Consider the following 25,900-nt stretch of genomic DNA (forward strand, 5'->3'; position numbering starts at 1 on the left):
CGTCACCAGCGGCGCAATCGATTGCAGCGATTGCGCCGTTTTTTCGTTGCGCCCTGCAGTCCGATGTCGCGCGCAAGCGCGCAATGACGTGCTCGCATCGGCGTCCACTGCCACGCGTGTGCGCCTCAGCACATCGCCGTTGAAGGCGGCCGCGCTGCGATTCTCGCGCTGTTTTGCGCAACTGCTTCGTATGGTGTTGCTGCGGCCAAGCGACGACATGCAACTGCGCCGTTGCGGCGTAGTTATCGCCACCACTGGCTGGTAACGCTTACAGCCACGCTGCGCCTGCTTTCGCACTGCGGACTCAAGCGCACGCGGTGTTTTGTGCCTGCATGTGGCTTGGTGTGTTTGCTGCAACGCACGGTGACAAGCCCCGCCACGCGTGACTAGGCTGCGCCCCGTGTTAGCGCTATCAGTCCTGCATTGACCGCTGGTACGCGGTTGCATGCAGAGGCGCAGGGCGAGACACGTGGTGCAGGCGTACTGGTTGGGAAGGCAGTCGCAGGTGCGGTAGAGCGCCAGGTGCACGGCGCGTCCGTGAGGACGTGGCACGCACATGGCTTGCATCAGGGGGGATGCGCCGGCAGTCGAGGCGGCGGATCAGAGCAAGTGCTGTGCAGGGATGTATGTCACGTGCCGTCCAGGCCCGTGGCCAGGCAAGCGCCGCGTCGCATTCCGCGACCACGGCCGTGGGTGTTGGACTCCAGACCCGAGGATAGATCGATGCGTCGTACGTTGAGCAAGTTCAAGTCGAAGGCCATGTTTACCTTCGTCGGTGGCATCCTGGTGATCAACCCCGCCTTTGCGCAGGACGTTGCCGCGCAGCAGGTGCCGCCACCGCAGTCCGGCGCCCAAACCGCCACCACCCTGGATGCGGTCAATGTCACCGGCATCCGCAGCAGCCTGGATCAGTCGATGGGCATCAAGCGCGATGCTGCCGGCGTGGTGGATGCGATCAGCGCCGAAGACATCGGCAAATTTCCCGATACCAATCTGGCCGAGTCGCTGCAACGCATCACCGGTATCTCGATCGAGCGCCGCGATGGCGAAGGCGCGCAGGTCACCGCGCGCGGCTTCGGCCCGCAGTTCAATACCGTCACCCTCAACGGCCGCCTGATTCCCGGTGCCGATGCGTTCGGCGCGCCGGGCCAGACCCCGATCGGTGGTGTGGATGTGGGCACGCGCGCGTTCAACTTCGCCCAGCTCGCCTCCGAAGCCATCACCGGCATCGAGGTGTTCAAGACCAGCCGTGCCACCGCGCCCAGCGGCGGCATCGGCGCCACCATCAACATCCAGACCGACAAGCCGTTCAATCACGAAGGCGTGGTGGCCAATGCCGGCGCCAAGATGGTGTCGGATCGTTCGCAGCCGTTCGGCGATTCGCTCACTCCTGAAGTCTCCGGCATCTTCAGCTATACCAATCCCGACAAGACCTTCGGCATCGGCCTGAGCGGCAGTTACCAGAAGCGCCATGGCGGCTCGGTGCAGGCCACCGAAAACACCTGGAACATCCAGCGCTGGACCGGTACCGACCCGGCCCTGCGCCCGGATGCGGTGGTGACCAATGCACCGGCGATCGGTCAGCTCTACGGCATGCCCAACGATCTGCGCTATGCCTTCGCCGACTTCCAGCGCGAGCGCACCAATGGCCAGGCGGTGATGCAGTTCGCGCCCAGCGACAGCCTGACCCTGACCCTGGACTACACCTATTCGTCCAACGAAATCCGCGAAGAGCGCGGCGAGCAGGGCATCTGGCTGCAGCGCGCCAACAGCTTCACCGATCTGACCTTCGACACCGGCCAGGCGGTGGCCACCCCGGTGTATCTGCGCGACGTGCCCAACGGCGCCAAGGACTTCGGTATGGAGCAGCAGCGCAACGAGCAGAAGTACACGCTCGGCTCGCTCGGCTTCAATGCCGACTGGCAGGTGAGCGACCGCTTCCAGCTGTCCTTCGATGCGCACAACTCCAAGACCAAGAGCCTGCCCAACGACCCGGTCACCGGCGGCAGCGCCACGTACTTCAGCTTCGCCGGCACCAACAACTGCAGCAACGGCCCGTCCTGCGGCGGTCAATGGGGGCAGGAGCTGCGCTTCAACAATGGCCTGCCGATTGGCGCACGCACCTGGTATCCCACCGCTGCCGATTCCCTGGCCGGCACCAACGGCGTGCTCAACCCGGACTTCACCCCCGCCGAGCTTGGCTCGCAGGTCCTGCGCATCTTCTATCAATCGCAGGTCACCGAGATCAAGGAAGGCCGCATGGACGGTACCTTCGATTTCGAGGACGGGCGCTTCCAGTTCGGCGTGAGTACCGCCAATACCACCATGAACCGGCTCACCAGCGACACCAATTCCACGCTGGGTGACTGGGGCGTGGCCAACGCCGGCAACGAGCCCGGCATGCAGGCGCTGCTGCGGCCGGTGAGCATCACCGGCATGTTCAAGGACTTCAACGCCAATGGCGCCGCGCCCAATGCATGGCGCGGCGATGCCGATCAGCTGGCGCTGTGGGGTGGCAGCCAGTACGGCGCCACCACCCGCTACAACCCGCAATACAGCGCCGACAACCAGGTGGAAGAGAAGACCCGCGCTGCCTACGTGCAGCTGGAACTGAAGGGCGACATCTCCGGCATGACCACCAATACGCGGCTGGGCTTGCGCTACGAGCGCACCGATGTGGAATCCACCTCGCAGGTGGCCACGCCCACGGCGTTGTTGTGGCAGGCCAACAATGACTTCCAGCTGTTGCGCTCCACCGAGCAGCAGCCCTTCAGCGAGAAGACCAGCTACAACTACATCCTGCCCAATCTGGACTTCAGCATCGACATCTCCGATCAGCTGAAGGGGCGCGCCTCGTTCGGCCAGACCATCGCACGCGCGCCCTACAACAACCTGATTGCCGGCCCGACGCCGAATACGCCCAATGGCTCGATCCTGATCAATCCGTCCAACCGTGCCGGCGGCAGCTCGCAGAACCCGCAACTGGACCCGCTGGAATCGGACAACCTCGATCTGGCGCTGGAGTGGTACTTCGCCGATGCCAGCTACGTGTCGGCCACGTTCTGGAACAAACGCGTCAGCAACTTCATCGGCAACACGGTCTCGCGCGAATCCCTGTACGGGCTGAGCGATCCCACCTCCGGTCCTGACGCGCAGGCCGCGCTGGCGTTCCTGCAGAGCGGCGCCTGTGCGGCGCAGGTGGGCGCCTCCGGCAACGACGTCGCGGCGGCGTGCTCGGCCAACGACACCTCGCTTTTTGCGGCGATGGCGCTGCTGCGTAATGCCGCGGCCACCGGCGGGCTGGCCGCCTACAACGGCAGCTCCGCGCAGAGCCTGGCACTGGAGAACGCCTACGATATCGTCGGCAATGCCTCCGATCCGCTGTATCAGTTCGACGTGTCGCGCCCGGTCAACCAGAACAAGGCCAACATCCACGGCTGGGAATTGGGCGGGCAGTACTTCTTCGACAGCACCGGCTTCGGCATCTACGCCAACTACACCATCGTCGAAGGCGATGTGGGCTTCGACAACACCGTGATCGATCGCGACCAGTTTGCGCTGCTTGGCCTCAGCGACACCGCCAACGTGATGCTGATGTACGAAAAATACGGCTGGAGCGCGCGCCTGGCCTGGAACTGGCGCGACGAGTATCTGATCGCCGCCAACCAGGACAATGCCAACCGCAATCCGTACTACGTCGAGGCGTATCAGCAGTGGGACCTCAGCGTCAGCTACAGCTTCAGCAAGCAACTTTCCGTGGGCTTTGAGGCGATCAACCTCACCGGCGAAGACGTGCGTTGGCATGGGCGCTCGGACAAGCAGATCATCCGCCTGATCGACCAGCAGCCACGCTACACGCTGGGTGTGCGTTACGCGTTCTGACCCACCGGCTGCGCTCACTTCCCTCCCGGTGAGCGCAGCCGGTGCCTGGTGTGGCCGATGCCGACGTGCGGGCTGGTGCGGGCCAGTCGCGCGCTTTTTCGAAGGCGGCCGGCGAGCGTTCGCTGGCTGCGCCACGTGGCCGCATCGAGTCGTCAGCCTGCGTGGCACCGGTCCGGCGGCCGCAACCGCAGGCGCGAGCTGGATGCCGCCGCGCATCCCTTGGTTTCGCCGGCACACGCGGCGCTTGCTTGCACCCACACACGGCCGCCGCCGGGTCACACCGGCGATATAGGTTGCTGCAGGCCAGGTCCCGATGCTGCTGTGCCGCTTGCCGGTCTGCCGCTTTTTGGCAATGCTCGCCACCAGCAAGTGCGGTACCTGGCCGCGCGATCGACGCATTCCACGCAATGCGGTGCTCCGTGGCGGAGCACCGTTGGAGTTTCAGATGACGCGATACGCAGTGCTCAATAATGTGGCGCATCACGATCTGCGCGTCGTGCTGCGCTTCGGTGCCGAGTTCGGTGATGCGCTGGGCCTGGTGCCGGCGTTCGTCACCGAATACGCCGAGCTGCAGCGCGAGTACCCGCTGTTCTTTCGCAAGGATCCAGCCACCGGCGGCTACCAGTCGGTGGCGCTGCTGGGCTTTGCACAGGACGAGAATCTGTTCCTGCAGGACGGCCATTGGACTGCCAGCTATCTGCCCGGCATCGTCGCCAAGGGACCGTTTCTGATCGGCTTCCAGGAGCAGCGCATCGAGGGCGCCTTGGTGCAGGAGCCGGTGATCCACGTCGATCTGGAGCACCCGCGCATCAGCCGTCACGAAGGCGAGGCGGTATTTCTTCCGCAGGGCGGCCATAGCCCGTACCTGGAGCACATCATCGGTGTATTGCGCGGCATCCGCGACGGTGTGGATGCCGGCCAGGCGATGGCGGCCGCGCTGGATGCGTTGGGGCTGATCCAGCCGGTGCAGCTGGATGTCACGCTGGATGCCACGCACGCCACCAAGCTGGAAGGCCTGTTCGCCATCGACCGCGAGCGGCTTGCCGCACTCGATGCGTCCTCGTTGCAGCAACTGCATCGGGCCGGCTATCTGGAGGCTGCGTTCCTGATGCTGGCCTCGCTGCACAACGTGCGTCGGCTGATGGCCGAGAAGCAGCGCCGCCTGCAGCAGGCGCACACTGCGTCTGCGACTGCTGCGTTCGCCTGAGCGCATGACGACCGGCGCAGCCTTCTCCTCCCTCGCGGCCGTCGCCGAGCGCAGCGATTGCCACCCCGACGCGCTGCCGCTTGCCGCGCTGTGCGATGCCGCCGAGCCGGTGGTGCTGCGTGGCGTCGCACGCGACTGGTCGCTGGTGCAGGCCGGGTTGCGCAGCCCCGAGGAGGCGATGGCGCTGCTGCGCGCGCACGATAGTGGACGCCCCCTGCAGTATTCCCGCGGCGGCCCGGAGATCGCCGGCCGGCCGTTCTATACCGACGATTGCAGTGCGCTGAATTTCGAGGTGCAGCGCGGCAGCTTGTGCAGCTTGCTGGAAGCGATCGTGACGCATCGCGACGACCCGCAGCCGCCCACGTATTATCTGGCGTCGTTGCCTATTGACGACAATCTCCCGGGCTTGCGCGCAGGCAATGATCTGGATTTCGCCGCCAGCGGCATCGCGGTGCAGCCGAGTATCTGGATCGGCAATCGCGTCACTGCTTCCTGCCACTACGATGCGCCCAACAACCTGGCCTGCTGCACGGTGGGGCAACGTCGCTTCACGCTGTTTCCGCCCGAGCAGGTGGCCAACCTGTATCCCGGCCCGCTGGATCCCACGCCGGGTGGGCAGGTCGTGAGCATGGTGGATATCGCCAATCCGGATCTGCTGCGGTATCCACGCTTCGCCCAGGCGCTGGCGCAGGCGCGCACCGTTGTGCTGGAGCCGGGCGATGCAGTATTCATTCCCGGCATGTGGTGGCATCACGTGCAATCGCTGCAGCCATTCAACGTGCTGGTCAACTACTGGTGGAGCAGCGTGCCCGCGCATCTGCCGGCGCCGATGCCCGCGCTGTATCACGCGCTGTGGGCCATCCGCGACCGCCCGGCAGCGGAGAAGGAAGCCTGGCGCGCCCTGTTCGACTACTACGTGTTCGGCCCTGCCGAGCGCGCGGGCGAGCACCTGCCCGAGCAGGCACGGCATGCGCTGGGCCCGATCGACCCCACGCTGGCGCGACAGCTGCGCGCGCTGTTGCTCGGCAGGCTCAACCGGTGATGCGCGCGATCGGCTCCAAGGCCACTGGCCGGACAACTGCGCAGCTGCCGGGAGGGAAGGGCCGATGTGCGGCATTGGCAGGTGCCACGCGCGCGTTCCGCTCCCTGCGGTCCACCCGCGTTGTCCAGACGATCAATCAAGACCTCACCCCGGATCCATCACCCAGGAGCGCGCAGTGAGCCAGGCCCCGATTCGCAAGGTCGTCATCGCCGGCGGCGGCACCGCTGGCTGGATCGCCGCCTGCGCACTGTCGCATCAATTCCGCGAGCTGCTGGAGATCACGCTGGTCGAGTCCGAGCAGATCGGTACCGTGGGTGTGGGCGAATCCACGGTGCCGCCGATCCGCCGCTTCCATCGCTTCCTGCAGATCGACGAGCAGGAGTTCCTGCGCGCGGTGGCCGGCACCTTCAAGTTGTCGATCTCCTTCGAGCATTGGCGCCACCAGGGCGAGCGCTATATTCATCCGTTCGGCATCACCGGGCAAAGCACGCTGGTGTGCGCCTTCCACCATCTGTGGCTGGAGAGCCAGCGCCGCAGCATGCCAGGCAGCTTTGGCGATTACTGCCTGGAAACCGTGGCTTCGCGCGTCGACCGTTTCGCCTTGCTGCGCGAGCCTGCGGTCAACTATGCCTATCACCTGGATGCCGCGCTGTATGCCAGGTTCCTGCGCACGCGCAGCGAAGCCTGTGGCGTCAGGCGTATCGAAGGCAGGATCCAGCAGGTGACCTTGCAGCCGGACAGTGGCGATGTCGCCAGCCTGCTGCTGGAAGACGGGCAGGTGCTCGAGGGCGACCTGTTCATCGATTGCAGCGGTTTTCGCGGCCTGGTGATCGAGCAGGCATTGCACACCGGTTACGAAGACTGGAGCCATTGGTTGCCGTGCGATCGCGCCGTTGCGGTGCAGACCGAAGCGCTTGGCCCGCCGGTGCCGTACACCCGCGCCATCGCGCACGAAGCCGGATGGCGCTGGCATATCCCGCTGCAGCATCGCGTTGGGAATGGCCTGGTCTTTTCCAGCAAACACCTGTCCGACGACGAGGCACATGCCAAGTTGCTACGCGATGTGGCCGCGCCTGCGCTGAAAGACCCCTGGCTGGTGCCGTTCCGCACCGGCCGCCGCCTCAAGGCCTGGAACAAGAACGTGGTGTCGCTGGGCCTGGCCAGCGGCTTTATCGAGCCGCTGGAATCCACCAGCATCCATCTCACCATCGCCGCCGTGGTGCGCCTGATCAGCTTGTTCCCGGCGGATGGCATTGCGCCCTCGCAGGTGGAGCTGTTCAACGACATCAGCCGCGCCGAAATGGAACATGTGCGCGACTTCATCATCCTGCATTACCACGCCACCCAGCGCGAGGAACCGCTATGGCGGCAATGCCGCGCGATGGAGTTGCCCGAATCGCTGGCGCTGCGCCTGCGCGCCTGGCGCGAACGCGCACACGCCTGGCAAGCGGCCGATGAACTGTTCCGCGTCGACTCCTGGACCCATGTGCTGATGGGGCAGGGCATCGTGCCCGAGCAGCATCATCCGCTGGCGCGCGCGCTGTCCGATCGCGATCTGCGTCGCCTGCTCGACGGCATCGCCCAGCCGATCCGGCACGCGGTGGAGCAGATGCCGTCGCAGCAGGCGTTTATCGACGCGTATTGCAAGGCAGGTGCGGGCGTGTGGGGCCTGCGCAGTCCGGTGGTGACGTAGAGCGGCTGGCAACGCTGGGGCGCCGCCGGCAGGCAGGCGCAGCCGCTGCCCACAACCGGCACGGCGCCAGCAGGTCCTGGCCCGGCTCGGCAACGCGACGCGGCACGGGCGGCTTGCTCCGTGCAGTCGGTAAGGCAGGCCGGTACGGGCAGTCGGCACGGGCCAGACCAATGTAGGAGCGCGCCCGCGCGCAATTGAGCGTCACCGGAAACGCTCGTCGCGCCCTTCCACCCCGGTTCCGAGCGCGCCGTCCACGTCCACCTGGCGACTGCTTGCTACGTGTTAGCCGCTCTTGGACACACGAGACCACAGATGCAGTGTCGCCTGCTGTGCCATGCCCGCTCTACGCGGTGTTTGGAGATTGCGTGCCGCTTTGATAGCGGTTGGCGACATCACCGCCGGCTACAGGTCGAATGCGCTGATGACAGTGCGCAGCCGGATCCATCGCTACAGTGCCCAACTGCTTCGCTACAAATGCATCAGATCCTTGCCGACCACAATCGGCCCGGCATAGTGCTTGCGCGCGCCCTCGCTCCACATCGCATCGGTGATCGTGGGGTCGCCGCCAGGCACAAAGTGATTGAGCACCAGCATCCTTGCGTTGGCCGCTGAAGCGATCCTGCCGACTTCCTCGCTGGTGGAATGGCTCTTGAGCAGATGGTCGAGCAAGGTCGGTGCGTTGTCGTTGGTCTTGAGCATCTTTTCCAGCGCGGGCAGATACATCACCTCGTGCACCAGGATGTCGGTGTCCCTCGCGAATTCGGCCAGTGCAGGCAGGTAACGCGTATCGCCGGAGAACACCACCGTGCGGTCGCGCGCGGCAAAACGATAGGCGAACGCCGGCTTGAGCGTGTAGTGATCCACCAGCGTCGCGGTGACGGTGACCTGGTCGTTCTGCAGCACCGTGCCGGGCTGGTCGAACTCGTGCACATGGATCAGCTGCTTGAACGGCGGGCGGCCTTCTTCGCGGATGCGCGCATCGATGTCGATGGCATTCATCTCGACAAAGGCATCCACCATCCTGGCGATACCGGGCGGGCCGTACAAATGCACCGGCGTCTGCAGTCCGCTGGCCCACGCCAGCCAGACCACGTTGAGCAGGTCGGCGTTGTGGTCGGAGTGGTGATGGGTCAGGAAGATGTCGCGCAGCGCAGGCAGGCGGATGCCGGCTTTGGCCAGTTGCTGTGCAACGCCATTGCCGCAGTCGATCAGGTAGGGCTGCCCGTCGATGACCAGCGCATTGGCGGCCGCGGCGCGCAGCGGTGATGGCGTGGGGCCGCCCTTGGTGCCGAGCAGCACCAGCACGCTGCCGTTGGCCGGGAAGGGCGCCGGTGACGCCGGGTCCGACGGCGCAGGGTCTTCCTTCGGTGCGCGCCGTAGTGCGGCACCGAGCTGGCTCGTCACGCTCAGCGTGGCCGCTGCCAGCGCGATGCGCAGCACCTGGCGACGGGAAGGGCGTGGCGAAGTGGCGGACATGACGGCTCCTGTCGAAGCGGGGAAGAGGATGTGCCAGGCGGGGCGTGGAAGTGCCTCAGACTAGCGTGGGGCTGCCGGGTTTGCGAATGGCTCACGCAAACCTCGGCACTGGCATGCTCGCGCCCGATGCAGGAGAGCAGCAACTGCGACGCACGCGGTGCGTGTACTGCTCGATCCGATGGCCCGCACCGAATCGGCCACGCCGATCCATCCGTTGCCTTCCAACGGTGGGCTTGCATCGATTGCCTTCAGAGTTCCTGTGCAATGAACGCGTTCAACGCAGGCGAACGATAAAACGCCATGCATTGCGCGAAGATCCTGTTGAACGGACCGCGGCGGGCTTCGTCCTTCATCGGCACTTCGGCGCGATGGAAGTCTGCCGTCTGCTCGGCCACGAAGCGATGCAGGCGGTCGGTGGCACCGGTCTTGGCATTGTCGAGCGCATAGGTCGTCAGCAGATACGAGCGATCGCGCAGCTGGTCGGCGGTGTATTTGCCGCTACGCTCATAGTTGTTGTCCAGGCACAGCTGCAGCGCGTAGGCCTTGACGTCGTCGCGATTGGCGGGTTTGCCGGCTGCATGGGCGGTGACCTGTAGCGACAAGGCCAGGAGGGCAGCTACGGCGATGACACAAGGAGTGCGTTGAACGGGCATGCCGATCCAGGTGAAGGACGAGCTGCCAAGTCTGCATCATCCGGGCACTGCAGATGAAGTGCATGACGACTGACGCGCGTGGCCGATAAGGTCCAAGGGTCAGTGCAGAAAACATCAACCCGCACAGATCGATCCACACAGCACATCAAACAATCCACCACACTATGCACAGGCCAGGCGCAGTCGCACGTGGCAGGCGCTAACCGCCTGCCACGCGCATCACCCGCTTACGGGCCGAAGTAGGTGGAAATGCTGGAATACACGTCCGAGAAGCGCGAGTAGTAATCCGGATCGGTCTGCGCGGTGCAGAACGAGTAGCCGCCATACAGGCCGCCGCGCAGCTGGTAGGCGCCACCGCTGGCGACGGTGAACAGGCCCGAGCCGGACGAGCCGCCCTCGGTGACGCCATCGTTCCAGACCACACGGTACAGCGGGCTCTTGCCGTCGATGCTGGTGCTCAGCCCGTTGACGGTGCCCAGCGAATACTTCTTGACGTCGCCGGACGGGTGGTGGATGCCGACGATCGATGTGCCGGTCGCGCCGATCGCCGCGCTGTTCCATGCCGCATAGAATGCGCCGCTTGGCGGTGCGGTCTTCAGCTCCAGCAACGCGGTATCGCGCGTGGTGTTGGCGTGGCGCAGGAATGCACCGCCGGTCAAGGTGGTGGCCTGCGAGCTGGCGGTATTGCCATTGCAGCTGGCCGCGTCGTAGAACCAGTAGGTCTGCAGTGTGTTGGCGACCGTCTGCGTACTGATGCAATGCGCTGCAGTCCAGAACAGGTTGCGCTTGGGCGAGTTGGTGTTGTTGAGCAGCGTGCCGGTGCACAGGAACGAGCCCTGGCTGGTGGTGAACACCATGCGCGCCACCGCCTTTGCGGCATTGGTGAAGCCGGCGGTGGGATTGGCGCGGCAGACGATATCGTTCTGGCAGGAATCGCTCTCGCCGATGGCAATGGTCATCATGTCGCGCGCGCTGGCGGTGGGGCTGATGTCCAGGTGCGACAGCTGCGGGATGCTCAGGCTGAAGTTCTCCGGATACTGGCCGGCCGGCAGCGACAGCTCCACCAACAGATTCTCGCCGCTGACGGTGGGCGACCAGCCGATGGCGTCGCCGCTGGCGGCGAAGCTGGCACCGGATTGCTCGAATACCCGGCCATCGTCGCCGGCAAAGCGCAGCGTCACCTTGGACGGATCGCCCGGCGTGGCGCCGGCACCACGCAGGATCAGCGATGCACGCAGCGAGGCCGCCTGCGCGGAGCCGACCTTCAGGGTCGCCACGCGTGAGCCATCTTTGGCCATCTGCCAATCGAGCGTGGCCAGATTCACCAGGGGCTTGGCCACCGCGCGCGAAAACCCGATCTGCAGGGGCTGCCCATGTTTGACCTGTGCGATGCGACGCTCACGCACGCGACCGATCTCGGTGCTGGTGGGCGCAGTGAGTTGCACCACACGCGTGGGCAGGATGCCGCCACGCAGACTTGCCGACTGCAACGTCGCCGCGCCGAGCTTGGCCGCCTGCGGCGCGGTACTCACCGGCGCCGCATCCATTTCGGTCGGCGGCGTTGCCAGTGCAGCGCCGGAAACGGCGGAAAACAGCGCCAGGTACAAGGCATTCTTGCGATTCATGGGTAGTCCTTCTCATCAGGGAACGACAGGCTGCAGCGGGGGCCACAGCGAGCGGGCGCCATCGTTGGCGCCGAACGAGACTAGCGAATGTTTCAAGCTGAATATGTGCTGAAAATCTCGTTCAGAGATTGGCGGTCGATAAAAAGATAATCGTGTTTTGCACACAGAGTCGACGTGTGCACGCCCTGCCAGTGGCCTGGCGCATGCGCATGACGCCGCATATCTGCAACACGTATGACGCTCTACCTGCGGCGACTGCGGTCGCGCAGCGCACCGGCAGCGCTGCCTTGATCAAGCTGTCAGGCGATGCAGGTAGATACGCTGCATGCGGGATGGCGAGCGCGCATAACCTTGGCGGGCTTTAACAAGGTGCGCTCAACGTTCCTGCAAGCAGGCATGTCGCCGCACGCCGGCAGCCAGCAGCAAGGCTGCATATCGGCTCGCGACGGATTACTCCAACGCGTCGCTGGCGCGGAAGTCGGTCGAGCGACCGCTGGCTTTCAAAAACGCCAACACTGCAAGCCCGACCACCATCCAGGCTGTGCCGCCGAGTTGCGCATGCCGGTCGGCATTGATCAGCACATAGGCCAGGATCACGATGCCGATCAACGGCGTGGCGACATGCAACAGCACGCGGCGGACCTGCCCGCGGAAATGCCACAGCACCGCCACGTGCAACAGGATGAAGGCGGTCAGTGCGCCGACATTGCACAACGAGGACAGCAGCGCGATCTGTCCGACGAAGACTTCGCCCAGCACCATGCTCAGGCCTGCCACCAGCAGGATGGCGCGCTGCGGCACGCCGGTGCGTGGATGGATGTAGCGCAGAAAGGCCGGCAGCTGGCGGTCGCGCGCCATGGCGAACAACAGGCGCGAGGTGGCGGCCTGCGCCACCAACGCGTTGGCGATCGCCGCACTGATCGCGACCGTGAGTGCAATGACGATCTGCAACCACGGCCCGGCGATCAGGCGCCCGATCTCGAAGAACGCATCGTTGGAGGCCTGCGCGTCGGGATAGCGTTGCAGGGTGGGCTGCAGCAGCGCGGCCAGCCAGGTCTGCAGCACGAACAAGCCCGCCACCAGCAACAGCGCCAGCAGGGTCGCGCGCCCGACCACGCGATTGCCGCCACGGGCTTCTTCGGACAGCGTGGAGATCGCATCGAAGCCCAGGAACGACACCACCGCCACCGACAAGGCGCTGAAGATCAGCTGCGGCGAAAAGGCCTGCGGGTTGTAGAACGGACGCAGGTTCCAGTGCGCACCATTGACGCCACGCTGGATGGCCAGGCTGGCCAGCACCACGAACACCGCCAGCACCACCAGCTGCGCGTAGAGGAAGAAGCGATTGGCACGCGCGGTGGTTTCAATGCCGCGCAGGTTGACCAGCGTGTTGAGCACCACGAAGAAGGCGATCCACGCCGGCTGCGGCAGCGCCGGCAATACGTTGTGCATGGCGTTGGCGCCGACCACGTAGAGCAGGGTGGGCACCAGCAGATAATCCAGCAGGATCGCCCAGCCGGCCAGAAAGCCCATGCCGCTGCTCAGGCCGCGTCCCACATACGCATACACCGAGCCGGCGACCGGAAACGCCTGCGACATCTGCTGGTAGCTCAACGCGGTGAACAGCATCGCCACGAAGCCGAGCAGGTAGGTCAGCGGCACCATCCCGGCGCTGATGTCGAACACGCCGCCGAAAATGGAGAACGGCGCGGTCGGCACCATGAATACCAGCCCGTAGATCAGCAGGTCCTTGAGCGTCAGCTGCCGCTTGAGCTCCTGGGTGTAGCCAAAGCGTTCCAGCGCGGCCGCATCGTTGCGGCGGAGGGTGTCGGTCATGCAGGTGTCCGCTGAAAGGGATGCCGAGTCGCGACGCAGGCGCCGTGGGAGCGTCTGCACGTCGATGCTGCAGTGCAGCCAGCTGACTGGCATTGTGACGATAATGTGGCCGCCAAGCCCATCCATTGGTAAAAATGCTAGGTTTTCCATGCCGGATGTCATCCAGCGGCGTACGTCGACACCGAAGGACCCCACATGTTCGACACTCTGGCCAGCCTGGGCCGCGACCTGCAGGCGCTGCACACGCTCAATGCCTGCCTGGACCGGGTGTTTTCCGACGTCTGCGGGCTGGGCTTCCAGTCACTGGTCTACGACTACGCGCCGGTCCCGCTGAGTCTGGAAGGGGCATTGATCACCCCGTCGGTGTTCATGCAGCGCAATGCGCCGGGCGACATGCAGCACATCTGGTGCGAGCACGGCTATTACCAGCACGACCCGGTGCAGCAGCGTGCGACGCGCCGCACCACGCCATTTGTGTGGTCCTACCGCAGCGACGGCGAGATGGAGGGCGTGGAATACGTCGGCAGCCAGCATCGGCAGGTCACGCGTTATCTGTGCGATAGCGGTATGGGAACCGGTGTCACCGTGCCCCTGCACCTGCCGGGTGGCGCGTTCGCGACATTCAGCGCTGCGGTCGATGCGGTCGCGGCCGAGGCGCCACGGCTGGCCGAAGCGCAGCTGTCGCCATTCCTGCTGCTGGCGCATACCTTCCAGGCACGCGCGCAGGAACTGCTCGATCCGCAGGAACGCCGCTGCCACCACATCGCGCTGACCCGCCGCGAGCGCGAATGCCTGCAGTATTCGGCCAAGGGGCTGACAGCCAAGAGCATCGCCGCTGCGCTCAACCGTTCCACCGCCACGGTGAACCTGCATCTGAACTCGGCAGCGCGCAAGCTGGGTGCGCGCAATCGCGTCGAGGCCGTCGTGCGCGGCATGCATTATCGATTGCTGGAGCCGTAAGCCCGGCGTACTCGGCTGCGGCGGCACGCCGCGATAGGCGATTTCCCTGCAGCGAAAGTTTGCGATCGGCAGGTGCAATCGCTGCACGGGTTGGTGCCCGTCCTGGCGACCGATGATGCGCCCGGCCGCGCGCGCAGCCGGCCCCAAGCTTCGAACGCGCCACGAACCTGGGAGTTTTGCCAGTTAACGCGCGGCGGTTGCCTCGCTAGGCTCGGCGCTCATTCTTGCCGTTAGCAGGCGCAGGTCATGCAGTCCACCGAGGGTTACGTCGAATTCCGTGGGTACCGGACCTGGTACCGCATCACCGGCGATCTGCGCAGCGACGCCTGCCCGCTGATCGTGCTGCACGGCGGCCCCGGCTGCACCCACGACTATGTGGACAGCTTCAAGGACCTGGCGGCCAATGGCCGCGCGGTGATCCATTACGACCAGCTCGGTAACGGCAAGTCCACCCATCTTCCCGATGCAGACCCCGGTTTCTGGACGGTGGGGCTGTTTCTGGACGAGTTGCAGGCCTTGATCACGCAGTTGGGGCTGTCGCAGTACGCGCTGCTCGGGCAGTCCTGGGGCGGGATGCTGGCGGCCGAGCATGCGGTGCGGCGGCCGGCTGGCTTGCGTGCGCTGGTGATCGCCAACTCCCCGGCATCGATGGGCTTGTGGCGCGCTGCGGCGCTGCGGCTGCGTGCGCGCCTGCCCGAGGACATCCAGGCGGCGCTGGACGCGCACGAAGCGGCCGGCACCCTGGACGACCCGGCCTATCGCGCCGCAAGCCAGGTGTTCTACGCCCAGCACGTCTGCCGCGTGCTGCCGTGGCCTGCCGAAGTGGCGCGCACCTTCGCCGCCATCGATGCCGACCCGACCGTGTATCACGCCATGAACGGCCCGACCGAATTCCACGTGGTCGGCAGCCTGCGCAACTGGAGCATCATCGAGCGCCTGCACCGCATCAACGCCCCCACGCTGGTGCTGTCGGGCAAGTACGACGAGGCCACACCGGAAACGGTGGAGCCGTACGCACGCCTGATCCCGGACGCGCGGTGGCATGTGTTCGCCAATTCCAGCCATATGCCACATGTGGAAGAACGCCCGGCGTGCATGCGCCTGGTCGGCAACTTCCTCGACGACCAGACGCCGTGGCCCGGCGAGCAGCTGGTGCATGCCTCCCTGCAGGCCAGCCGCGCTGTTTGAGCGGATGGGGTGGGGTGTATGAGTGCACGTGAAGCAGAGCGTGCCCGGCTGCGGTGCGCAGCTGCGACGCGTCGCGATTGAGCGTGCGCTGCCTTGCTTGCGCATTACATGCGTCAGCGCGAGCAATGATTGAAGAGTCCCCCTGTCGATACACGCAGCTGTGCCTCAACCGCGTGTCGTTGAGCCGACACATCCAATGCGGATTGCCAGCTACGGTCGAACACCACCTGACGCACCACGTGGTCGGACCTACGCGGCCTGACCATGTCGAGAGAGGCTGGTCGTCGCGCCAGTGCTCGCCCACTGTCGCGATTGCGCCAAAAGCGCAAGCACGCATCGTCTTCTGCAACGCGGCATCAAATGCGGTGTAAACCACACAAACCTCGCAGACCGCATGTGTCTGCGATGGCGCTGCTGCTACGCACCAATGATGCTCACAACACACGTTCGTGTGCAGTGACCGCCGCGCAGCATTGCGTGTCGCACTTCGATGCCTAGAAAACGCATTTGCCACCAGCAACTGCGGTCGAACGCGCGCGTGAGTAAACCGGCATCGGCCTGCGTTTGCATGCATGAAAAACACATCTGCATACAGAGCAAAACACCGTGCACGCCACAATGGTGTCCTGTCCCGGGTGTCTCGTGCTGTCTCTTTTGCATGTCCTGCACGGAGAACACCGTGGTGCGTCAAAGTTTCAGTGATGGATAATTGTTTTATGTGTTAAATCGCGCGAAGAATGCGGCCCCCACGCACCGCTTTGCTGTTGTCGTCGCTCCGGCGCAGGCAGCACGCATCGCTTTTCCACACTTTGGGAGAGGCTGCATGATCATCAAGACATTCCAGGGCGCAGTTGCGCTTGCCCTGTCCGCCTGCGCTGCGGGCGCCATCGCCGGCCCGGTCGGGTACGGTGCCGGCACCACCGGCGGCGGCAACAAAACACCGGTCACCGTGACCACCTTCGAGGCGATGCAGGCTGCGATCGACAGTTATTCCGGCAGCGGCGGGTTGGTGCTCAACTACACCGGCAAGTTCGACTTCAGCAGCATCAAGGACGTCTGCGCGCAGTGGAAGTTGCCGGCCAAGACCGTGCAGATCAAGAACAAGAGCAACATCACCATCAAGGGGGCCAACGGCTCGTCGGCCAACTTCGGGCTTTGGGTGGTGGGCAACTCCAGCAACGTCATCATCCAGAACATGACCATCGGCCTGCTGCAGGGCGGTGAAGATGCCGACTCGATCTCGCTGGAAGGCAATTCCAGCGGCTCGCCGTCCAAGATCTGGGTCGACCACAACACCGTGTTCGCCTCCTTGACCAAGTGCTCGGGCGCCGGCGATGCGTCTTTCGATGGCGGCATCGACATGAAGAAGGGCGTCCATCACGTCACCGTGTCCTACAACCACGTCTACAACTACCAGAAGGTCGCGCTCAACGGATACAGCGACAGCGACACCAAGAATTCGGCTGCGCGCACCACCTATCACCACAACCGCTTCGAGAACGTCGAATCGCGCGTGCCGTTGCAACGGCGTGGGCTGAGCCACATCTACAACAACTACTTCAACAACGTCACCACCTCGGGCATCAACGTGCGCATGGGCGGGGTGGCCAAGATCGAGTCCAACTACTTCGAGAACATCAAGAACCCGGTGACCTCGCGCGACAGCAGCGAGATCGGCTACTGGGACCTGATCAACAACTACGTCGGCAGCGGCATCACCTGGGGCACCCCGGATGGCAGCAAGCCGTACGCCAACGCCACCAACTGGATCACCACCAAGGTGTTCCCCGAACCGCTGGGCTACACCTACAGCATCACCCCGGCCGCACAGGTCAAGGCCAAGGTGATCGCCACCGCCGGTGCGGGCACCAACCTGGCCGAGTAGGCGGCAACAGGGTGCGGTCACATGGATCCCCGGCCTGGCCGGGGATTCTTGTCTTTGGGTGCAGCTGGTTCGCGCCTGGCCGGTTCGCGGCCAGGCACGGCGGCCACCGGTGGTTGCACGTGGCAGTGAATCCCTGGCGGTGAATGCAGCCAAGCGCCCCCAAGGTTGATCGACCTCGCTCCGGCGCCGGCGTCAAGAGGCGCGGCGGGCGCCGCGACGCGGTATCGTGTCGCGATCCCATCCATGCAAGCCCGTCCATGCCGCTTCCAACCGATCCCGTTGCTGAGCACGCTCCGTCCGCCGCGCCTACCTTGCGCCACGCGCTGAAACCGCGGCAATTGATGATGATGGGCCTGGGCACGGCGATCGGCGCCGGGCTGTTCCTGGGCTCGGGCGTGGGGATCCACGCGGCGGGGCCGGCAGTGCTGGTGTCGTACCTGATCGCCGGAGCGCTGGTGATCATCGTGATGAACGCGCTGGGCGAAATGGCCGCGTCCAAGCCGGCCAGCGGTGCGTTTTCGGTATACGCAGCCGACGCGATGGGGCCGACCGCCGGTGCGACGGTGGGCTGGTTGTGGTGGCTGCAGATCGTGGTGGTGATCGCCGCCGAAGCGGTCGGCGCGGCAGGCCTGCTCGCCTCGGTATGGCCGGCATTGTCGGTGCCGTTGCTGGCGGTGGTGTTCATGGCCACCTTTACGGCGATCAATCTGCTCGGCGTGCGCAATTTCGGCGAGTTCGAATTCTGGTTCGCCATCCTCAAGGTCGTTGCGATCGTGGTGTTCCTGCTGATCGGTGTGGCCTTGCTGGCCGGCTGGTTGCCCGGCGTGGTGTCGCCGGGGCTGTCCAACTTCATCCAGAACGGCGGATTCGCGCCCAAGGGGCTGGCCGGCATCGGCTCGGCATTGCTGGTGGTGGTCTTCGCCTTCGGCGGCACCGAAATCGTCGCAGTGGCCGCGGCGGAAACCGCCGACCCGGGCCGCAGCCTAGCACGCACGATTCGCACCGTGGCCTGGCGCATCCTGGTGTTCTACATCGGCTCGATCAGCGTGATCGTGGCGGTGGTGCCGTGGACCAGCGCGGCGCTCAGCTCGCCGTTTGCCGCCGTGCTGGAGGTGGCGCGCATTCCCGGCGCGGCCACCGCCATCACCCTGGTCGCCGTGGTGGCCTTGCTGTCGGCGCTCAATGCCAATCTGTACGGCGCCTCGCGGATGATCTTCTCGTTAGCCCAGCGCGGCGAAGCGCCACGGCTGCTTGGCAGGACCAGCGGCGAGCAGGTGCCGCTGGTGGCGGTGATCGCCAGCGTGCTGTTCGGATTTGCCGCAGCCGCGCTGGAACTGCTGTACCCCAACAAGGTGTTGCCGATGCTGCTCAACATCGTCGGCGCCACCTGCCTGCTGGTGTGGACGATCTCGCTGCTGTCGCAGCTGATCTTGCGCGCACGCGCCGACCGCGCCGGCATCGCGTTGCCGTTCCGCATGCGGGGTTATCCGTTTCTGACCCTGCTGGCCCTGGCGATCCTGGCGGTGATCTTCGTGCTGCTGGCGTCTTCGGCGGACACCCGCGCGCAGTTCCTGTCGATGGTCGGTCTGACTGTCTTCATCGCCGTGGTCAGCGAAGTGGCGCGACGCGTGCGTGCGCGGACATGAGCGTATAGGTCAACGCGGCTGAGTGCGTGATCGTCCAGCTGCGCAAATGCGGCTGCAATGCGCTGTTGCACACCGTCGAAGCGAGAACACGCAAGCAGTCTTGCGGTTTCCTTCTCCATCAGACAGGCGAGTGGCTGGATCTGCCGATCCAGCTCGGCTACTGTCATTCGGCCGATTCTGTTCGTTGCATCGGTTGGCTGGAAAACATCGGCGCGCCAGCGCGCGACGATGAAAATGCATCGCTTCATTCCGTGAGTGTTTCAGCAGTCATTGCCGGGGTTCGTGCATGCGTGCCGTTTCGTCCGAGAATTCTGCTGCCTTGCCTGCCGCCCGCACACTGGAGGCAGTGCATGCGCTGGCCTATCCGGTCGATACGCATCTGGACTCGCTGTATCTGTCGCGCCTGGGTGGCTTCGATTTCTGGAAGGGCGACTGGAAAGCGCATCGACGCTCGCTGATCCTCTGGCTGATGTCCAAGACCTCGCCAAGAGGTCGCAACCAACCGCTGATGTACCACGTCAGCGGACCGGACTTTCTGGCCGGCGGCTACGGCGCTGCCTGCTTCAGCGCCCACGCGTTGTGGGAGAACCTCTTCGGCGCGCCGTTTCTCGACCCCTGGAACAACTGGGTGGAGCATCAGCGCTATGTCGAGGAGATGGTGGCCGCGAGCAAGGGTCGGATGCGGCTGGCACGCAGCGCCGCCGAGCTGCGCGCGGTTCGGGCCGAAGGTCTTTGCTGCGCCATCCTGTCGCTGGAGGGCGCGCATATGCTCGGCCCACGCGGAGTCCGCAGCCAGGCGCTGCGGCTGGAGCGCCTGGACATCGCTGCCAGGGCCGGCGCCGCCTATGTGACGCTCAACCATTTCAGCCATACCGACATCTCCCAGGCCGGCTATGCGCCGCTCAATCCGTGGCGCGGGATCGAAGGGGCGGGGCTGTCGGAATTCGGCCGCAAAGTCGTGGAGCGCTGCATCGATGCCGGACTGCTGGTGGATCTTTCGCACACCTCCAGCCAGGGCGTCCTCGATGCCTGCGCCATCTGCGTCCGTCGCAACGTGCCGGCCTTCGCCTCGCATGCCGCCTCGCGCAGTGTTACCCGTGGCGCCGAGACGCGGCCGTCGCGTCATCTCGACCGCGGGCTCGACGACGCGGCGATCCGCGCCATCGTCCAGACCGGTGGCTGCATCAGCGTCATCCTGGCGCCGTACTTTCTGCAACACGCCTATCTGGCCGACGGCAAGCCGAACATGGATGCCGATCTCGCCTTTGTCATTGGCTACTACGAAGCCTTCGCCCGACAGATCGCCGCCATGGGGATCGTCGAGGATCCGTGGAAGCACCTGAGTTTCGGCAGCGATTTCGATGGGGGCATTTCCAGCCTGCCGACCGGTATGCGCAGCGGCGCGGATCTGCCCAGGCTCACGCAGGCGATGCTGGATGCCGGCTGGCCCACGCAACGCATCGTCGATGTGTATAGCGGCAATTTCCTGCGGGTCTGGGGGCGGGTGCGGCCGTAGCGTTTTCCGGCGACCTGCGTGCGGGTGCGGTGGGGGAGCGCGGCGACCCTCCATCGCGTGCCGGTGTACCTGGGATAGCCGGGTGCATCGCTGTGCGTAACGCGTCTGCGTGCAAGGAATGCGCGCTGCATTGCACACCGGGTGTAGCATCGCCGGGAGGGCCCACAAGGCTACAACGTCAGGCAGGCGCGGCCGGTGCTACGAATCGGCATGAGCCACGCCTGCGCTGCGGTTCCGGGCGCGCCGTCCGCACCCACCTGACGACCACCCGCGGCGGGTTGTGGGTCGCTGCTGGCTGCACAAGCGCGGCAATTTGCCGCAGATGCGACGCCGTGTCGCATCGGGAACGAGCACGACCGTCCTTATCATGATCCCGTAGCGCAGAGGTCGCGATCGACCGGCACTGGTGTTCGGCAATCGACCTGCAACCTGTGCGCTGATGCTGCCCCATCTTTTTCCTGGAGGATTCTCCATGGATGCCTTGCTGTTATCGCGGATCCAGTTCGGATTCGTCATCGCATTCCACGTGCTGTTTCCCGCATTCACCATCGGGCTGTCCAGCCTGCTGGCATTTCTCGAGTGGCGCTGGCTGCGCACCCGGCTGCCGGTGTGGCGCGAGCTGTATTTCTTCTGGCAGAAGATCTTCGCGGTGTCGTTCGGCATGGGCGTGGTCAGCGGCATCGTGATGGCCTTCCAGTTCGGGGCCAACTGGCCGGAGCTGAGCCGGATCGCCGGCAGCGTGATCGGCCCCTTGTTGAGCTACGAGGTGCTGACCGCGTTCTTCCTCGAAGCCAGCTTCCTGGGCGTGATGATGTTCGGCTGGGGGCGTATTTCCGAGCGCCTGCATTTCCTGGCGACCTGCATGGTGGCGCTGGGCACGCTGTTTTCCACGTTCTGGATCCTGTCGTCCAACAGCTGGCTGCAGACCCCGGCCGGCTATGAGGTGGTCAACGGCATCGTGCATCCGGTGGCGTGGCTGAAGATCATCTTCAACCCCTCGTTCCCGTACCGGCTTGCGCATATGGCGCTGGGCTCGTTCATCACCACCTGCTTTGTGGTCGGTGCGGTGGGGGCGTGGTATCTGCATCGCGGCGTGCACCGCGAGGCCGGGCTGCGCATGCTCAAGCTGGCGGTGGCTTTCGCGGCGATCACCGTGCCGCTGCAGATCTTCGTCGGCGACATGCATGGCTTGAACACGCTCAAGCACCAGCCGATGAAGATCGCGGCGATGGAAGCGCACTGGCATGACGAAGGCCAGGGCAAGGGGTTTCCGCTGGTGCTGTTCGCCCTGCCCAATGCGCAGGCCGAGCGCAACGATTACGAGGTGGCGATCCCGCGCCTGGGCAGCCTGATCCTGACCCACAGTGCGGAAGGCAGCATTGCGCCGTTGACCTCGGTGCCGGCGGCCGATCGCCCGCCGGTGCTGCCGGTGTTCTTCGCCTTCCGCATCATGGTCGGGCTGGGCTCGTTGATGCTGCTGGTGGCCTGGGTCTCGGCGTTCGCCTGGTGGCGCGGCAAGTTGCTGCAGTGGCGCTGGTTGCTGGCGACCTGGCGCTGGATGTTGCCAAGCGGCTTCATCGCGCTGGTGTCGGGCTGGTTCGTCACCGAGATGGGGCGGCAGCCGTATGTGGTCTATGGCCTGTTGCGCACTGCCGATGCCGTGGGCCCGCAATCGACGCTGATGACCGCAATCTCGCTGGCGGTGTACGTGGTCGGCTATGCGTTCGTGTTCGGCTGGGGCATCTGGTACCTGGTCAAGATCGGCAAGATCGGCCCGACCCCACATGACGCGCCGCAGCTGGACCACGGCGAACACACCCCGGCGCGGCCGCTGTCGGCGGCCGACGAACCGATCGACGGAGCCGCATGATGGACATGAGCAGCGTATTGCCGGTGGCGTGGTTCGCGGTGATCGGCTTCGGGGTGCTGATGTACGTGGTGCTGGACGGCTTCGTGCTCGGCATCGGCATCCTGGCGCCGTTCCGCAAGGACGAAGCGCAGCTGGATCTGATGATGAATACCGCCGCGCCGATCTGGGACGGCAACGAGACCTGGCTGGTGCTGGGCGGGGCAGGGCTGCTGGCGGCGTTTCCCAAGGCGTATGCGGTGATCCTGTCGGCGCTGTATCTGCCGGTGCTGTTGATGGTGATGGCGCTGGTGTTCCGCGGCGTGGCGTTCGAGTTCCGCTTCAAGGCGCATCGCTCGCGGCGGCTGTGGAGCAATGCCTTCGCTGCCGGCTCGATCCTGGCCACGTTTGCGCAGGGCGTGATCCTGGGCGCGCTGGTGCAGGGCCTGCCGATCGAAGACGACCGCTATGTCGGCGGCATCTGGGGTTGGTTCAGTCCGTTCGCGATGCTGACCGGCGCGGCGCTGGTGTTCGGCTACGCGCTGCTCGGCAGCACCTGGCTGATCCTCAAGACCGAAGGTCATGTGCAGCAGCTCGCGCGGCAGTTGAGCCGGCCGCTGACCATCAGCGTGCTGATCTTCATCGGCCTGGTCAGCGCGTGGTTGCCGTCGCTGCAATCGCATGTGATGGACCGCTGGTTCAGCGGCGCGCACTACCTGTGGCTGATGCCGGTGCCGGTGCTGGTCGCCATCGTCGGCTTCGCGCTCTGGCGTTGCACCGAAGCGGGGCGGCCGGATACGCCGCCGTTCCTGCTGGCGATGGGCCTGTTCGTGCTCGGTTTCCTCGGCCTGGTGCTGGGCATGTGGCCGTATCTGGTGCCGCCGGTCTACACCATCTGGCAGGCCGCCGCGCCGCCGTCGTCGCAGCTGTTCGCACTGATCGGTTTGGTGGTGCTGCTGCCGCTGATCCTGGGCTACACGGTGTGGTCGTACCGCGTGTTCCGCGGCAAGATCACCGCCGATACCGGCTATCACCACTGAGCGGGCGCAGACCGCATCGGCGCGGTGCGCCGCCCGCTTAGCGCAGGCGTTGCCTGAACATCCACTCCCACATCGCCGGGTCTGCGTAGGTCGCGTCCCAGGCGTTATGGTTGCCGTCTGGATATTCGCTGTAGCGCACGTTGGCGCCGATGCCCTTGGCGGCGCGGTACAGCGCACGGTCGTCATGCGGTGGCACCGAGTCGTCCTTGGCGCCATGGAACATCCAGATCGGCACGTGTTTGAGCTGGGTGACCGCAGCGGTATACGGGTCGGCCTCCTTGGCCACCAGGCTGACGTAGAGCGTGCGACGCTCATCGCGTGGCGCCTTGAGCGCACCGCAGATCGGCACGATCGCGGCAAAGCGCTGCGGCTGCATCAGGCCGATTTCCCAGGCGCCATAGCCGCCCATCGAGATGCCGGTGAGATAGGTGCGCTGCGGGTCGGCACCGAATTCGGCGCTGGCCGCATCCAGCGCGGCGATCGCCATGCGTGCATTGATGCCCAGCCACTCCTCGTCATCGGGCACCTGCGGCAGCACCACCAGCGCCGGGAACTCGGCGGTGTGTTCGCTCAGGTAAGGCCCGACGCCCACTTCGGCCTGATCGCGCCCGTTGTCGCCGCGTTCGCCCGAGCCATGCAGGAACAGCACGATGGGGCGTGGTTGCGGCGCCTTGGAGGTCGGCACGAACACCTGATAGCGGTAGAGCCGTCCTTCCAGCTGCAGCGTGCGGGTGACGAAATGGCCGCGGCGCCCGTCGTGGTGGCGCTCAGCCATGCTGGAACAGCCGGCCAGCAGCAGCGCAAGAATCGCAAGAACAAGACAACGACGGATCACGCACACCCCCAGACCGATGACATACCCGCAGTATCGCCGCATGCAGCTGTGCTGGCATGTCGCGCTGCGGCGATTTCTGTCGAATATTCATCTGATTGTCGCTGCGGTGTGCTCGGTGCAACGTTGATCGTCATGGCCCGACACGGCGACTACGGCAGCAGGATCAGCGTCGCCAGGCCGAGGAAGCTCAGGAACCCCATCACGTCGGTCAGCGTGGTCAGGATCACCCCGCCGGCCAATGCCGGATCGAAGCCAAGGCGTTTCAGCGTCACCGGGACCAGCACCCCGCCGAATGCGGCGGTGAGCATGTTCAAGGTCAGCGCGGTGCCGATCACCAGCGACAGCATCGGCTGCTGGAACCAGGCCAGCACGATCAGGCCCAGGCCCACGCCCAGCACCAGGCCGTTGATCAGCGCGACGGTGAGCTCCTTCTTGAGCAGGGTCATCACGTTGGAAGAGCCGATCTGGCCCAGCGCCAGGCCGCGCACCATCAGGGCCAGCACCTGGGTGCCGGCGTTGCCGCCCATGCCGGCGACGATCGGCATCAACGCCGCCAGCGCCACCAGCTTCTCGATCGTGCCTTCGAAGCGGCTGACCACACTGGATGCAATGAACGCGGTACACAGGTTGATGCCCAGCCAGATCAGGCGGCGGCGGAAGGCGCGCCGCGCCGGGCTGAACATGTCCTCGTCCTCGTCCAGACCGGCCGCGCTCATGGCCTGGTGTTCGGCCTGTTCGCGGATGATGTCGACCACGTCGTCGATGGTGATGCGGCCGAGCAGGATGTTGTTGTCGTCCACCACCGGCGCGGAGATCCAGTCGTGGTCCGAGAAGCGCCGTGCGACCTCGTCGGAGCCATCGCCGACATCGATCGCCGGTTGTTCGTCGTCGATCAGGCGATTGACCGGCGTGCTGTCCTCATGGGTGACCAGCGCGGCCAGCGACACCCGGCCCAGGTACTGATGGCGCCGGCTCACCACATACAGGTGATCGGTGTGGTCGGGCAGCTCGCCGCGCAGGCGCAGATAGCGCAGCACCACATCGACATTGACGTCGGCGCGCACCGTCACCACGTCCGGATTCATCAGGCGGCCGGCAGTGTCCTCCGGGTACGACAGCACCTGTTCGAGCCGCTCGCGGTTCTCGCGGTCCATCGACTTGAGCACTTCGTCGATGACGGTGTCGGGCAGGTCTTCGACCAGATTGGCCAGATCGTCGATGTCGAGGTCTTCGACCGCGGCGACGATCTCGTCGGTGTCCATGTCGGCCAGCAGGCTTTCGCGCACTTCATCGCCGACATGCAGCAGCACTTCGCCGTCGTCTTCCGGGTCGACCAGCCCCCACACCACTTCGCGCTTGCCGGGCGGCAGCGACTCCAGCAGGTTGCCGATCTCCGCCGGCGCCAGCGTATTGACCAGCCGGCGTACCGGGCCCAGGCGTCCGCTATCGAGCGCATCGGACAGCAATCGCAGCTGGCGCGCGGTCTTGTCGTGGCGGACGGCTTCGGCCATGCGCGGCTCCCTGGAAGAGTGGACACGTCCCGATGGAAGACGCGCTGCTGAGTCAGCAC

At 65.3% G+C, this 25,900-nt stretch carries 18 protein-coding genes and 1 other RNA gene; 13 read left to right on the top strand and 6 right to left on the bottom strand.

What is annotated here, in order from left to right; all coding sequences use genetic code 11:
* Positions 1 to 723: 723 nt before the first annotated feature.
* From DYQ94_RS05470 to DYQ94_RS05485, 4 genes are all read left to right on the top strand, one after another.
* Entirely contained in the window at positions 724 to 3,882 is a 3,159-nt protein-coding gene (locus DYQ94_RS05470) for a TonB-dependent receptor (RefSeq protein WP_024938719.1), read from the top strand.
* Positions 3,883 to 4,327: 445 nt separating this feature from the next.
* Positions 4,328 to 5,089: a SapC family protein gene (locus tag DYQ94_RS05475; RefSeq protein WP_126965853.1), complete on the top strand. Its 762-nt coding sequence runs from the start codon at positions 4,328 to 4,330 to the stop codon at positions 5,087 to 5,089.
* A 4-nt stretch (positions 5,090 to 5,093) separates the two neighbouring features.
* Positions 5,094 to 6,131 carry a cupin-like domain-containing protein gene (locus tag DYQ94_RS05480; RefSeq protein WP_160954519.1) on the top strand — a complete coding sequence of 346 codons (1,038 nt, stop codon included), beginning with the start codon at positions 5,094 to 5,096 and terminating at the stop codon, positions 6,129 to 6,131.
* Between the two features lie 175 nt (positions 6,132 to 6,306).
* Entirely contained in the window at positions 6,307 to 7,824 is a 1,518-nt protein-coding gene (locus DYQ94_RS05485) for a tryptophan halogenase family protein (protein ID WP_126965855.1), read from the top strand.
* Positions 7,825 to 8,292: 468 nt separating this feature from the next.
* On the opposite strand, the gene DYQ94_RS05490 is transcribed toward DYQ94_RS05485, so the two are convergent.
* From DYQ94_RS05490 to DYQ94_RS05505, 4 genes are all read right to left on the bottom strand, one after another.
* On the bottom strand, positions 8,293 to 9,300 hold the full coding sequence (locus DYQ94_RS05490; protein ID WP_126965856.1) for an MBL fold metallo-hydrolase: 1,008 nt from the start codon (positions 9,298 to 9,300) through the stop codon (positions 8,293 to 8,295).
* Positions 9,301 to 9,548: 248 nt separating this feature from the next.
* Complete coding sequence (locus tag DYQ94_RS05495; RefSeq protein WP_054591468.1) at positions 9,549 to 9,953, bottom strand: hypothetical protein; 405 nt, start codon at positions 9,951 to 9,953, stop codon at positions 9,549 to 9,551.
* Between the two features lie 227 nt (positions 9,954 to 10,180).
* Positions 10,181 to 11,578 carry a trypsin-like serine peptidase gene (locus DYQ94_RS05500; protein ID WP_024938725.1) on the bottom strand — a complete coding sequence of 466 codons (1,398 nt, stop codon included), beginning with the start codon at positions 11,576 to 11,578 and terminating at the stop codon, positions 10,181 to 10,183.
* A gap of 450 nt (positions 11,579 to 12,028) precedes the next feature.
* Positions 12,029 to 13,414 (bottom strand): APC family permease, encoded by a 1,386-nt coding sequence (locus DYQ94_RS05505; RefSeq protein WP_126965857.1) that lies wholly within the window; start codon positions 13,412 to 13,414, stop codon positions 12,029 to 12,031.
* Positions 13,415 to 13,609: 195 nt separating this feature from the next.
* Between DYQ94_RS05505 and DYQ94_RS05510 the strand changes: the two genes are divergently transcribed.
* The 9 genes from DYQ94_RS05510 to cydB all read left to right on the top strand — a co-directional run bounded on the left by DYQ94_RS05510 (position 13,610) and on the right by cydB (position 23,495).
* The gene (locus DYQ94_RS05510; RefSeq protein ID WP_016904441.1) at positions 13,610 to 14,374 is read left to right on the top strand and encodes a LuxR family transcriptional regulator; all 765 of its coding nucleotides are present in this window, start codon (positions 13,610 to 13,612) and stop codon (positions 14,372 to 14,374) included.
* A gap of 246 nt (positions 14,375 to 14,620) precedes the next feature.
* Positions 14,621 to 15,562, top strand: a complete 942-nt coding sequence (locus DYQ94_RS05515; RefSeq protein ID WP_039813374.1) for a proline iminopeptidase-family hydrolase — start codon at positions 14,621 to 14,623, stop codon at positions 15,560 to 15,562.
* A gap of 823 nt (positions 15,563 to 16,385) precedes the next feature.
* The gene (locus DYQ94_RS05520; RefSeq protein ID WP_046343682.1) at positions 16,386 to 17,447 is read left to right on the top strand and encodes a pectate lyase family protein; all 1,062 of its coding nucleotides are present in this window, start codon (positions 16,386 to 16,388) and stop codon (positions 17,445 to 17,447) included.
* A gap of 257 nt (positions 17,448 to 17,704) precedes the next feature.
* Positions 17,705 to 19,093, top strand: a complete 1,389-nt coding sequence (locus DYQ94_RS05525; protein ID WP_024938730.1) for an amino acid permease — start codon at positions 17,705 to 17,707, stop codon at positions 19,091 to 19,093.
* A gap of 26 nt (positions 19,094 to 19,119) precedes the next feature.
* Positions 19,120 to 19,551, top strand: a complete 432-nt coding sequence (locus DYQ94_RS05530) for a hypothetical protein (protein ID WP_241235250.1) — start codon at positions 19,120 to 19,122, stop codon at positions 19,549 to 19,551.
* Positions 19,440 to 20,609: a dipeptidase gene (locus tag DYQ94_RS05535; RefSeq protein ID WP_241235247.1), complete on the top strand. Its 1,170-nt coding sequence runs from the start codon at positions 19,440 to 19,442 to the stop codon at positions 20,607 to 20,609. The genes DYQ94_RS05530 and DYQ94_RS05535 overlap by 112 nt, the downstream gene beginning before the upstream one ends.
* A 210-nt stretch (positions 20,610 to 20,819) precedes the next feature.
* Positions 20,820 to 20,896: non-coding RNA, sX9 sRNA (locus DYQ94_RS05540), on the top strand.
* Between the two features lie 185 nt (positions 20,897 to 21,081).
* Positions 21,082 to 22,479 (top strand): cytochrome ubiquinol oxidase subunit I, encoded by a 1,398-nt coding sequence (locus DYQ94_RS05545; RefSeq protein ID WP_024938732.1) that lies wholly within the window; start codon positions 21,082 to 21,084, stop codon positions 22,477 to 22,479.
* Positions 22,479 to 23,495: a cytochrome d ubiquinol oxidase subunit II gene (gene cydB, locus DYQ94_RS05550; RefSeq protein ID WP_039519768.1), complete on the top strand. Its 1,017-nt coding sequence runs from the start codon at positions 22,479 to 22,481 to the stop codon at positions 23,493 to 23,495. The genes DYQ94_RS05545 and cydB overlap by 1 nt, the downstream gene beginning before the upstream one ends.
* Before the next feature lie 37 nt (positions 23,496 to 23,532).
* On the opposite strand, the gene DYQ94_RS05555 is transcribed toward cydB, so the two are convergent.
* Both DYQ94_RS05555 and mgtE read right to left on the bottom strand, forming a co-directional pair.
* Positions 23,533 to 24,372 carry a carboxylesterase family protein gene (locus DYQ94_RS05555; protein ID WP_160954518.1) on the bottom strand — a complete coding sequence of 280 codons (840 nt, stop codon included), beginning with the start codon at positions 24,370 to 24,372 and terminating at the stop codon, positions 23,533 to 23,535.
* 107 nt (positions 24,373 to 24,479) lie between these two features.
* Complete coding sequence (gene mgtE, locus DYQ94_RS05560; RefSeq protein ID WP_024938734.1) at positions 24,480 to 25,841, bottom strand: magnesium transporter; 1,362 nt, start codon at positions 25,839 to 25,841, stop codon at positions 24,480 to 24,482.
* Positions 25,842 to 25,900: the final 59 nt, after the last annotated feature.

Source organism: Xanthomonas sp. LMG 8993, assembly GCF_009835065.2.
Taxonomy (GTDB): domain Bacteria; phylum Pseudomonadota; class Gammaproteobacteria; order Xanthomonadales; family Xanthomonadaceae; genus Xanthomonas; species Xanthomonas arboricola.

Bases quoted from the DNA above. Each gene is read 5' to 3' on its own strand.
- DYQ94_RS05520 (WP_046343682.1), top strand. From the start codon at position 16,386: ATGATCATCAAGACATTCCAGGGCGCAGTTGCGCTTGCCCTGTCCGCC.
- DYQ94_RS05515 (WP_039813374.1), top strand. From the start codon at position 14,621: ATGCAGTCCACCGAGGGTTACGTCGAATTCCGTGGGTACCGGACCTGG.
- DYQ94_RS05470 (WP_024938719.1), top strand. From the start codon at position 724: ATGCGTCGTACGTTGAGCAAGTTCAAGTCGAAGGCCATGTTTACCTTC.
- DYQ94_RS05545 (WP_024938732.1), top strand. From the start codon at position 21,082: ATGGATGCCTTGCTGTTATCGCGGATCCAGTTCGGATTCGTCATCGCA.
- DYQ94_RS05525 (WP_024938730.1), top strand. From the start codon at position 17,705: ATGCCGCTTCCAACCGATCCCGTTGCTGAGCACGCTCCGTCCGCCGCG.
- DYQ94_RS05480 (WP_160954519.1), top strand. From the start codon at position 5,094: ATGACGACCGGCGCAGCCTTCTCCTCCCTCGCGGCCGTCGCCGAGCGC.
- DYQ94_RS05505 (WP_126965857.1), bottom strand. From the start codon at position 13,414: ATGACCGACACCCTCCGCCGCAACGATGCGGCCGCGCTGGAACGCTTT.
- DYQ94_RS05500 (WP_024938725.1), bottom strand. From the start codon at position 11,578: ATGAATCGCAAGAATGCCTTGTACCTGGCGCTGTTTTCCGCCGTTTCC.
- DYQ94_RS05510 (WP_016904441.1), top strand. From the start codon at position 13,610: ATGTTCGACACTCTGGCCAGCCTGGGCCGCGACCTGCAGGCGCTGCAC.
- cydB (WP_039519768.1), top strand. From the start codon at position 22,479: ATGGACATGAGCAGCGTATTGCCGGTGGCGTGGTTCGCGGTGATCGGC.
- mgtE (WP_024938734.1), bottom strand. From the start codon at position 25,841: ATGGCCGAAGCCGTCCGCCACGACAAGACCGCGCGCCAGCTGCGATTG.
- DYQ94_RS05495 (WP_054591468.1), bottom strand. From the start codon at position 9,953: ATGCCCGTTCAACGCACTCCTTGTGTCATCGCCGTAGCTGCCCTCCTG.
- DYQ94_RS05555 (WP_160954518.1), bottom strand. From the start codon at position 24,372: ATGCGGCGATACTGCGGGTATGTCATCGGTCTGGGGGTGTGCGTGATC.
- DYQ94_RS05475 (WP_126965853.1), top strand. From the start codon at position 4,328: ATGACGCGATACGCAGTGCTCAATAATGTGGCGCATCACGATCTGCGC.
- DYQ94_RS05490 (WP_126965856.1), bottom strand. From the start codon at position 9,300: ATGTCCGCCACTTCGCCACGCCCTTCCCGTCGCCAGGTGCTGCGCATC.